We start from the raw sequence: 11,161 nt of genomic DNA, 5'->3' as shown, positions 1-11,161 counted from the left end.
TCTAGGCCAGCAGCTGAGCCGGATATCTGGCCAATATGAGTGCCATTTGGCTTAATTTTTTGGGCAATCTTGTCTGCAAGAGACCAATTAGGAGTTAGGGCTGATTTTAGCTTAAAGCTGTGCTTTTGAAGTTTTGCTGGTTCCTCTAGCCAGCTTATGAGATGCAAGTGTACTTTGCGGCGAAAAGTATGGGCGGCGAATTCTTCGTGCTCTGATGCCACCCAAGTAGGAATAATATTATGAGTATCCACCACCTCAACGCTACAAGTAGCATTTTTTGCAATGTAATCTTTGATTTGCTTAGGTCCATTAAGAGGGCTAAAGTCAAAAACTAGTGCGGCCGGCTTTAATTCGTTTAGCTTTTCTAAAAGCTGGCTGGCGTGGTCTTCAAAAAACAAAACAAACTCAATGTTTAACTTACCAAGCTCTAGCTCGACTTGCCTAAGGCCTGCCAGCATAAACTGGTAGTGTTCTTGGGATCTATCACCAGATTTTGACAATAGATTAAATACCACCACCAATGGCAGCTTGTTTTCTGTGGCGATTTGCTTGGCGCGCAAAAGGGCGTGATTATCTTGAACTCTTTGATCTCGACTCATCACATAAATAACACACTGGCCTGTCTCGCTGACTGCTTGATTATTGAGAGGTAGTATTCTGCTGTTCATTACATTATTATACATAAATAAGTTAAGAGCGCTTAATTTTTGAGCTAGCTCGCTGCTTTGCCAACTTAAGTAAATTACCAAAACCTCCATATAATTGCGCCAATCTAAATACCACAAGTACTTCAAATAAAAGTACATAGACAAGCAAAGATACAACCATAATCGTGTCATTTGAGGTTTTAGCTAAAGTACTGCTCCTGGGGGTGGCTATTACATTAACAGATATGTTTTTAGCGAATTCGCTAGTTGAGCCAAAGCCACTTGCTGTGGAATTGCTAAGTGCTGTGGTTGTGGCAGATAGCGCTTTGCCAGACAAATTTGTGCCGGCATCGAGTACTAGATTGGCCTGTTTGCCACTGCCGTTAGTGGTATTTATGTAGCCTAGGTACTTTTGGCCTTCGCCGTAGCCCGTTACATCTGGGCTGTCATTTACAAAAAACTCCACCCTATACTGCCCACCCACCGTGCTGTTTGCGGCGTCTAGGCTGAAGCCTACTGCAAGCTGGGTTGAGTTTTGTACAGCGCTAGATATTACCGGGAAATTCATATAGTAGTTAGGGCCAGCATCACTGTCACTAGCATCATTGAGCGTAGGGCCAAGGCCCGTAATTGTGTATTCTGGCAAATTCATGTTAGCCAGATCTATGCCAAGGGCCGACTTGCTGAGCGGAAAGCTACCTTCAGCCACATTGCCATAAATACTGTTGCCAAGCACCGCCACATCACTAGAATTGTAAAGTGGCAGACCTGCATTTGTAGCCGAGAGAATAGCTACGGCGGTGCCCTTATTATAGGCAATTAGATTACCCTGAGATGGGCTGGTTCCGCCTATTAGAACTGTGCTGATAGGCCCAGTAAGAGGTGGCAAGCCAATTCCGCCCAGCTGAGGATTAGTTACCAGCGGATCGCCTTTCCAGTCTGGGCCAATAATATTGCCTTGAATCGTGAGATTTTTGGTGTTGTCAGGAAATATCCCAAAAGAATTATTACCAGAAATAACATTGGTTGAGCCAGGCTGATCACCGCCCACCCAGTGGTCGTCGTCGTTATCTATAGACAAGCCACCAGGGCCACCGTAGGTGCTATTGGCAACAGAAGTGAGGCCATCACTACCTAGACCTACATAGTTACCTAGCACTTTCCAGCCGGTACTCCCGGCATTTGGGCTTATGCCAGGGCCGTCATTACCAGAGATGATGTTTCTATCTTCTGGGTCTAGGCCACCTATCACTAGATTGCTGCTAGTGCCTGGGCCGTTGCCCACACCTCTTTCGGTATTGCCCTTGTCAAGCAGGCCGGTTTGGTCTGTGCCAATGTAGCTGCCCGCTATGATATTGCTATTGCCGTTTACATTAAAGCCATCAAAACTAAAACTGTGCACCACAAGACCCCGCACCACCACATTACTAGCATTAATAGTTATGCCGTTTGAGTTTGGCGTCGTTGAAGTAGAGCCGTCTATCACGATTAGTAAGGTGCCATTAAATGGCCGGGGCGATACGGCCGTGTTTGGGCTAGCCCCCGTCTGGGTATAGCCATCTATTGTAAGTGGCTCAATAATACCCGGCAGTGGAGTGGCTGGCAAAAATGTCTTCACGCCACTGCCAGCGATAGCAAAAGCTATACTGCTAGCATCTGGCGCGCTGTTGGCTTCTTGAATGGCTGCCCTCAAAGTGCAGTGGCCGGCACCGTCGTCGCATATACCGTTACCAATAGTGGCGTCTGGAGTATCTAGGGTGGAGTCTACCGTAATACCGTTGGTGATGTCGCTATCTGCGGCTTTGGCGGCTGGCGGGCCGATACCAAATGAGCTGCGGCCAATATAAAATACCAGCATAAAGATACTTGCTGAAAATAGTATAGTTAAGATTAATTTTTTGATACTTTTTCCCTGACTTTTTCTAGCAAGCTGTGTGCTTAACTATTTTTATTACCTTAAATTTATTATACAGCCTTGGCCTTATCTAAGGCTATTAATTTGTTTTTTAAGTTTGTCCTTGGATCGATGATGCACGGAGTAATAAGTGCCTAAAATACCTAAGGCTACAAAAAGTGAGGCTAAAATTAATATTGCTCTAACATCTAAGCCCGTGTTGGCAAGCTTAGCAGAACTGGGTTTTGGAGTTGGGGTAGGAGTGGGGGTAGGGGTAGGGGTGAATATCTGGTACTCATATGCTCCACTATCATATGTACTATTTTGGGGCCTAGATACTCCTCTTTGGTCTACGGATGGTGCTCCAGAGGCAATTGCATTACCAATTGCTGGAGAGTTACTAGCTAGTGGCCGTACATAAGTACCATTATCCAAATACAAACTGTTTATCAAGGGGTCCGTACTAACTAAGTCATTAGGTGCAGTAAAGTAGCTATTACAAGTTGCGTCGCTAGATATATTGCCGCCCTGGGAAACAAGAGAACCGTTGGCGCCAATTAGTGCTGGGGTTAGGCAGTTTAGCGATGAAGAACTGTTTGTATTGGAGTAAAATATATTGCTCTTAATATTCACAACAGAACTATAAGTATCGAAACTACCCCCACTGAAATTAATAACTATTGGGCCGGCATTAGGAAAATCTGAAACTGAATTATTAGCAATAGTATTGTTAGTGAGGTTTACTACTACAGTCTCGCCGTCTACTCTATTAGCAACACCGATCACTACACCATTATTAGTGGAGAATGTATTATTGAAAATATTGGCTGAAACCGAACCACCAGGAGATTCCTCGTTAATTCCGTTGCCTAAGCCAATTATAATAAAGGCCGTATTATTATAGAAAGCACTATTGCTTATCACTATGCTGGAGTCATTGCCCGAAGAGCTCCCCAATAGCACACAAACGGGAGCACCCGATCCGGCCTGACAGGTATTGTTTCTAGCTATGACATTGTCAAGTGTAAAATTGCCATCATAGCCAATTATAGGATAGCTTGTGGAGCCAGCAATAAAATTCTGCAAGGTGAGATTGCTGAGTAAATAATTGTTATTGCCTGATGGCGGGTTGATATCAACACCCGAATAAAGTCCCCCACCATCTACTATGGTTAGAGATGGTCCGGCTCCTACTATCGATAAGTCCCCATCGGTAGTTATAGCTGGCAAGTCGGCAATAAGGCTGTAGGTTCCAGCCGACATACTAATGGTATTTGAGCTAGTTGGCGCCGCACATCCATTGTATGCGGCTGCATTGTTTATGGCTGTAATTGCGCTGACCACATCGCATATACCAGGGCCCGATAGAGTCGTAACACTATATGTGGTGGCCTTTGCCTTTGGTGCCATTGCGAGCTGGATTACTAAAAGTAGCCCTAAGAGAAGGGTTACTGCGAAAAAATACCTTATTTTCTTATATAAGCAAGCTGATGGACTCGTATGATAAATAATTACTTTGCCTTTATATTATGTAACAACATAATCATAAGGCTTTTGGGTAGTTAACGCAATATTAAGGCTAGCTCTATTTGAGCAGCCGCTTTAGATACTTTCCTGTATAAGATTTCGGTATCTTCGAAATAGCCTCTGGTGTTCCACTACCCATAATAGTGCCGCCTTTGCTGCCACCTTCTGGGCCCAAATCTATAACCCAATCCGCGGACTTAATAACATCAAGATTGTGCTCGATTATAAGTACGCTATTGCCCATTGAAACCAGCGCATTTAAGACTTCTAGTAGCTTTTTGACATCCTCAAAATGTAGGCCAGTAGTTGGCTCATCGAGAATATACAAAGTACGGCCAGTCGCCCTGCGGCTAAGTTCTGATGCTAGTTTTATTCTCTGAGCTTCCCCCCCAGAAAGAGTTGTGGCCGATTGGCCTAGCTTTATATAGCCTAGCCCTACACTTTTCAATGTCTCCATCTTCCTGCAGACTGAAGGTATGCTTATGAAAAATTCACTGGCCTCCTCTACAGTCATGGCTAGAACATCGGCAATGTTTTTGCCCTTAAATACTATTTCCAAAGCCTCGCGGTTATAGCGCTTACCATTACAGACATCACAAGTCACATACACATCGGGCAGGAAGTGCATTTCTATTTTAATTATTCCATCACCCTTGCAGTTCTCGCAGCGCCCACCCTTAACATTAAAGCTAAATCTGCCAGCAGAATAGCCTCTTATTTTGGCCTCTGGGGTCATGGCGAATAACTCCCTAATATCGTTGAAGGCATTGGTGTAGGTTGCCGTATTGCTTCTGGGGGTGCGGCCAATTGGGCTTTGGTCTATATCTATAACTTTGTCTAGGTTTTCTGTGCCTTCGATAGCCTTGCACTTACCCGCTGGTTGCTGGCTGCGATGATACTCTTGGCTTAGCTTTCGAGCTAGAATATCATTGATGAGTGAACTTTTGCCCGATCCCGACACTCCTGTTACTACCGTCATAATTCCTAGTGGGATTTCAACATCAACATCTTTTAGATTGTGTTCGCTAGCACCAACTATTCTAATAGTCTTACCAGTTGGCTTCCGCCGCTTGCTGGGGACTGCTATGGATTTTTTCCCTGAGAGGTATTCTCCCGTAAGTGAGCCCTTGGTTTTAGCCACTTCTGCAGGGGTGCCAGCTGCAACCACCTGTCCACCATGTTCACCGGCTGCTGGGCCGATATCTATAACATAATCTGCCGTTCTTATTGTATCCTCGTCATGCTCGACTATTATCACAGTATTACCAAGCTCTTTGAGCCTCACTAAAGTTTTAATCAATCGATCGTTATCACGCTGATGCAAGCCTATTGACGGTTCATCGAGAATATACAAAACCCCCATAAGGCTAGAGCCAATTTGGGTGGCGAGGCGAATTCGCTGAGCTTCTCCTCCGGCCAGCGTGTTGGCACTCCTATCTAGGCTAAGGTAGCTTAAGCCTACATCATTTAAGAACTTTAATCTGGCCAGGACTTCTTTGATAATCTGGCTAGCTATCTTTAGTTCTAAATCGTTAAGATCAATAGACTGATAATATGCTAGGGCATCCTCCACAGTCATCGCAGAAATGTCGGCGATTGATTTATCGCCTATCGTGACAGACAATACCTCGGGCTTCAGGCGTTTGCCGTCGCATACGCCACAAACTTGGCTGGTCATGTATTTTTCTATCTCGCGTTTGACAAAGTCGCTATCTGATTCCCTGTAGCGTCTCTCTAGATTGGGGATAATTCCTTCGAACTTGGTCTTGTAGATCCTGCCTGCTGGCCCAGGTACGCCAATCTCTTGTTCCCCAGTACCATATAGGATTACATAAAGCTGGTCCTGGGTCAGCTTACCTACCGGCTTATCGAGGCTAAATTTATGTGCCTTAGCCACAGACTGCAGTAGCTTGGTATACCAGCTCAGGCGCTGAGTTGTTCGGCTCCAAGGCCTGATTGCACCCTCTAAGACACTTAGGGTCTTATTGGGTATTATTAGCTCTGGATCTACCACCGATAAAACACCTAAGCCAGTACAGGCTGGGCAAGCTCCGTGCGGAGAATTAAAACTAAAAAGTCTTGGCTCTATCTCTGGTAGGGCGAACTCTGAGTCTGCGGTAGTATAGTGCTCGGAATACAGTCTTTCTTCGCTAGTATCAAAGTTAAGCACTCTTATCACGCCATCGCCTAGTCGCAAAGCGGATTCCACAGATTCCACCAGCCGCTGAGAATTATCCATATCGATGGTTAATCGATCTGTGACAACCTCTATGGTGTGCTTTTTTTTCTTATCCAACTTTGGCACCTCATCGATAGGTATAATATTGCCATTGAGACGAACCCTGGTGTACCCAGCTATTTTTATCTCACTGAGCAGGTGTAGGTGCTCTCCCTTTTTGTCTTTTACGATCGGAGCCAACAGTACTAGCTTAGTGTCTTTGTCGTAACCTAGTATTAAATCTACAATTTGCTGTGGAGTCTGCTTCGTTAATAGCTCGCCTGTCGTTGGGTTGTGAGGAACCCCTATTCTCGCAAATAGCAGTCGTAAGTAGTCGTATATCTCAGTTACAGTAGCGACGGTGCTGCGTGGGTTGCGACTAGCAGATTTTTGGTCAATAGATATGGCAGGGCTTAAACCATCTATTTGATCTACATCGGGCTTTTCCATGAGGCCTAAAAACTGGCGGGCGTAGGCGCTCAAACTCTCTACATATCGTCGCTGGCCTTCGGCATAAATTGTATCAAAAGCCAAAGACGATTTGCCGCTTCCTGAGAGTCCAGTAATCACTACTAGCTTGTCGCGTGGTATTTCGACATCGATGTTTTTTAGGTTGTGCTCGCGGGCACCCTTAACAATTATTTTGTCGTGCATCAGTTCTCCTAACCTTAGCAATTATTTAGAGTGTAAAATCAGCTATCAATTGTACGCTTGAAGTCAATATTATTCAAGAGTTAGCTTGACTGAACATTGCCATAGTATTCTGCTAGGACTGGCTCGAGAGAAACAACATGTGAGCCTCCATAGACCACAAATGGTTTTTTGCCTGCTCTTGTTGCATCTGCAATAGTGTCCAGAATATGTCTATCACGAATTTCAGTTGTTGCTGCCATTCTCTTTGAGTGTATGCCTTCTGCTGCAGGATTAGCACTTTTAGCAACATCGCCTCTTGATTTCGGGTCTTCAAAAACTATTTCTTGGCTTTCTGTAACGACTAGTTGTGGTAGTCCATATTCATTCAGTGATTTGTTCCAGGCCTCAACAAATGGACTGACTTTTTCAAATATTTCTTGATTAATCTCTGCTCGTTTAGTTACTGCCTCGTGGCTTTGATCAGTAAACTCTCCGTCTACTAATTGAGCGAATACCTTCTTTTCTTCTTCACTATATACAGGAAACCCCTCAAAACCCACCGATTCCAGATGCGGATAGAAGTCATATTTCATATCACCTATCGGCTTATCACTTTCGTGAGTTGCTAGAGATCGTAATGTAAATAGTAGAGCAGTTTCTTCTCGCGCTATACCAGCCTTTTCTAATTCGTCAGCTACCAGCAGATCTGTTGGCTCACCACTAACTCTGTCTACCCCTAACTCATCTGCAAAAAACATCATCATCCCGGCTTCGGTTCTGAGCCTGATGGCTGTATCACGATCAGTAAAGCTTTCGCTATCACCCTCAAATACTACAAATCTCTCTGCTTCTGGGGTCTCTAGTAAATATTTTTGCCAGGCCTGCTCGATATCTTTGTGGCTCTGTGCTTCTGGATTGTAATCATGCCCGTCGATTGTTGTGCCTGTTTGTGGGTCGACATTAATACTAGCAATTATAGTCACTGGGCCAAACTCATCGACTTTTATCTTGGCGCTGGCTGCTCTTTCGGCATTAGCTTTCTGATACTGCGGGCCATAACCTGCATACTTTTCAAATGCCTGGTCACGCTTGTGTTGTTCATTACCAGTCTCAGCCAGATTTTTAAGTGCCCCATTTAATTCGGCTTTATTGTCTGGAGAGCCTGTTTCAGTGTTACCTGGAGTAGTTGATTTATTAGGTTCTGATTGTGATGTTGGGTCACTCATTTGCTGATCTTCTTGCTTTTAACCACATCTGTAATTTCTTCTATTTGGTCGCGTAGTTCGGCGGCTTTTTCAAACTGTAAGTTGGCGGCAGCCATCTCCATTTGCTCGGTTAGCTGTTTCTCTAAATACAACAATTCATCTTTGGGGACCTTATAAAAATCAATCGCTTCGACATCTACTGTTTCAGCCTCAGTTTCGGCTCGCATACTTTCTGCAATAGCCTTTTGGATTGAGGTCGGAGTAATATTGTTTTGTTTGTTATATACTTCCTGCAGCTTTCGACGATTCTTGGTAGTTTCGATTGCACGCTGCATACTGCCAGTCATGTTGTCGGCGTACAAAATTACCGTGCCTTCTTGGTGCCTGGCGGCGCGTCCGATCGTCTGGATTAGCGATGTCTCGGATCGCAAAAACCCTTCCTTATCGGCGTCAATGATTGCCACCAGGCTAACTTCGGGTAAATCTAGCCCCTCGCGCAACAAATTAATACCAATTAGTACATCATATACGCCAGCCCTGAGGTCCCTTAATATGTCGATTCGGTCTAGAGTGTCTACGCCAGAATGCAGGTATTGGACTTTTATGCCCAGCTCTACAAGATAATCGGTGAGGTCCTCTGACATGCGTTTTGTCAGAGTAGTCACTAGTACGCGCTGGTGTTTAGCTACTCGCTTTCGTATCTCCGCTATTAAATCATCTACCTGATGCTCGCTTGGCCTAACCTCCAATTTTGGGTCTAACAGCCCCGTAGGCCTGATAATCTGTTCGGCTATAGAATCTGATTTGGATAGTTCATAATCTCCTGGTGTAGCCGAGACATATATTACTTTGCTAATATGCCTCTCGAATTCAGAGAAATTAAGTGGTCTGTTATCCAGAGCTGACGGCAGACGGAACCCATGTTCGACGAGATTCTCCTTGCGCGCACGGTCCCCACTATACATACCCCCGACTTGCGGTATAGACATATGGCTTTCGTCGATCATCATCAGGAAGTCATCTGGGAAATAATCCATAAGTGTTGCTGGCTGCTCGCCAGGCTCACGATTCGTAAGATACCGGGAATAGTTCTCTATACCCTTAACATAGCCAGTTTGCTCTAATATTTCGATATCGTAGTTTATCCTGCTCTCTAGCCTTTGGGCTTCAATAAGCTTTGCGTTACTTTTGAACCAGTTAATTCGCTCTTTAGCCTCCAACTTGATTCTTTCTATCGCTCTATTAACTTGATCTCTTGGAGTTACATAATGCTTTGCTGGAAATACATCCAGCTCTTGAATCTGCGCAACCACCTCCCCTGTTAGGTAGTCGATTCTCTTGATGCTATCGATATCATCACCGAAGAATTCAATCTTGTAGGCGCAGTCCTCGGCCACCGGGAATATATCCAAGCTATCACCTCGGACCCTAAAGGTACCTCTCTCAAAGCTGATATCATTGCGCTGATATTGTATGTCATTAAGCTGCCGGAGTAGCTTATCTCGCTTGCGCATATCCCCAACTCTTAGCTTAATGGTCATCCCGGCGTAATCCTCTATACTACCGATGCCATATATACAGCTAACTGAAGCTATTATAATTACATCCTTTCGGCTAAGTAAGCTCGATGTTGCAGCATGGCGCAATCTATCTATCTCCTCATTGATAGCACTATCTTTTTCTATATAGGTATCACTTCGGGCTATATAGGCCTCTGGCTGATAGTAGTCAAAGTAGCTCACAAAGTAGTGTACGGCATTATCTGGAAAAAATTCTTTGAACTCACCGTACAGCTGCGCGGCTAGAGTCTTATTGTGACAAAGTATCAGAGTTGGCTTGCCATAATTAGCTATTACATTTGCCATAGTGAAAGTCTTGCCACTACCAGTGATGCCCAAAAGCGTCTGCTGGCTTTTCGGCTGGCCTCTTAGCCCAGCCGAAAGCAAACTAATAGCAGCAGGCTGATCACCGCTAGGAGAAAAGTGATTTTTAAGCTGAAATATACCCATGCTACTATTGTAGCAAATTATCGGCTTACTAGTACTGAACGGATGATACTTAAGAGGGATGGCTTACTTATCGCCAACACTCTAACATCGGATTCGGAACTATAATATTGTATTCGTATTTGTTTATTTTTTGTTGTAAGCATTTTTGTTTTTTAATTATACTTGGTACCTATTATCTATTAGCATAAGTTTATTGTCAAGCAATTTTTTCTAGATGTATTTTGCTATTTCGACTATGGCTATGGATTAAAAGAAATATGTAAACGGTGCTGAAAGTATTAGTTCATGGTAACAGCCGCGAGGCTTTTATAGACCAGGAACAGGCCAACTACGACGAATAAAGAACATATTATAACGACTGTGAGTTGATTGGTTTTTGTGGCTGGCTGGTAAGTTGATTTAGAGGTGCGTGTTTTGGGTTTTTTTACTGGCATATTTACTCCTTTAATATTGGTAATGGTTACTTATTAGATTAAAACTATTTGGCGGTGGTGTCAATTGGCAAGAGTGTAGCCAACTACATCAAACGACAGAGATGTGGCTGCTGATGCGCCGAAGGCCTTGATATTTACCTTACCATCGGCGCCTACAGGAAGAATTATTTGATTCGCCACTGTCTGATTCGCCATGAAATTAATATTTGATACTATTGCTTCAGAACCTGAAGGGTAGATCCGTATGTAGCCAGCATTAGGGCCGGGGTTAACGGTGACATTAACTATAGCAGCCTGGACAGTGGCCGGCAGGCCGCCTTTGCCTGCTAGCGTTACAGCTTGCGGAGAAGTAGCAGAACTAGTTAAATCTATTTTAGTAGGGCTGATGGTGTCATACACTCTTACGGCAGTAGGAAGTATGTAATTTCTGCCCGTGACTAATATATCGCTACTGGCGTAATAGCCTATCAGGTCTACTACTGTATCGACTGGGGCCGAGCTCCAAAGCTGTATTTTACCATCTTTCATAGGGGCCATTATTTCATTGGCGATATTATTACCAGCAGAAAAACTAGCGTTAGATGTGACCGTGGG

Annotated in this window: 8 protein-coding genes; all 8 read right to left on the bottom strand. The window is 44.2% G+C overall.

The window, feature by feature from the left end; translation table 11 throughout:
- Positions 1-668, bottom strand: a 668-nt coding sequence (locus tag NT111_02175) for a deoxyribodipyrimidine photo-lyase (protein ID MCX6804797.1), incomplete at its 3' end; no start/stop codon positions are given.
- A 22-nt stretch (positions 669-690) separates the two neighbouring features.
- Positions 691-2,505, bottom strand: coding sequence for a CSLREA domain-containing protein (locus NT111_02170; GenBank protein ID MCX6804796.1), 1,815 nt, complete (start codon positions 2,503-2,505; stop codon positions 691-693).
- A gap of 123 nt (positions 2,506-2,628) precedes the next feature.
- A complete protein-coding gene (locus NT111_02165; protein ID MCX6804795.1) occupies positions 2,629-3,951 on the bottom strand; it encodes a hypothetical protein in 1,323 nt (440 codons plus the stop codon).
- 175 nt (positions 3,952-4,126) lie between these two features.
- On the bottom strand, positions 4,127-6,940 hold the full coding sequence (gene uvrA, locus NT111_02160) for an excinuclease ABC subunit UvrA (GenBank protein ID MCX6804794.1): 2,814 nt from the start codon (positions 6,938-6,940) through the stop codon (positions 4,127-4,129).
- Positions 6,941-7,020: 80 nt separating this feature from the next.
- The gene (locus NT111_02155; GenBank protein MCX6804793.1) at positions 7,021-8,145 is read right to left on the bottom strand and encodes a hypothetical protein; all 1,125 of its coding nucleotides are present in this window, start codon (positions 8,143-8,145) and stop codon (positions 7,021-7,023) included.
- Positions 8,142-10,133: an excinuclease ABC subunit UvrB gene (uvrB, locus tag NT111_02150; protein ID MCX6804792.1), complete on the bottom strand. Its 1,992-nt coding sequence runs from the start codon at positions 10,131-10,133 to the stop codon at positions 8,142-8,144. The genes NT111_02155 and uvrB overlap by 4 nt, the downstream gene beginning before the upstream one ends.
- A gap of 278 nt (positions 10,134-10,411) precedes the next feature.
- Positions 10,412-10,567 (bottom strand): hypothetical protein, encoded by a 156-nt coding sequence (locus NT111_02145; protein ID MCX6804791.1) that lies wholly within the window; start codon positions 10,565-10,567, stop codon positions 10,412-10,414.
- Positions 10,568-10,627: 60 nt separating this feature from the next.
- A partial coding sequence (locus NT111_02140) for a hypothetical protein (GenBank protein MCX6804790.1) occupies positions 10,628-11,161 on the bottom strand: 534 nt, incomplete at its 5' end.

This window comes from Patescibacteria group bacterium (assembly GCA_026397045.1).
Classification (GTDB): Bacteria; Patescibacteriota; Saccharimonadia; order CAILAD01; family BJGX01; genus JAPLVO01.
The sequence above is the reverse complement of the archived record's forward strand: the minus strand, read 5'-3'. Positions and strand labels throughout refer to the sequence as shown.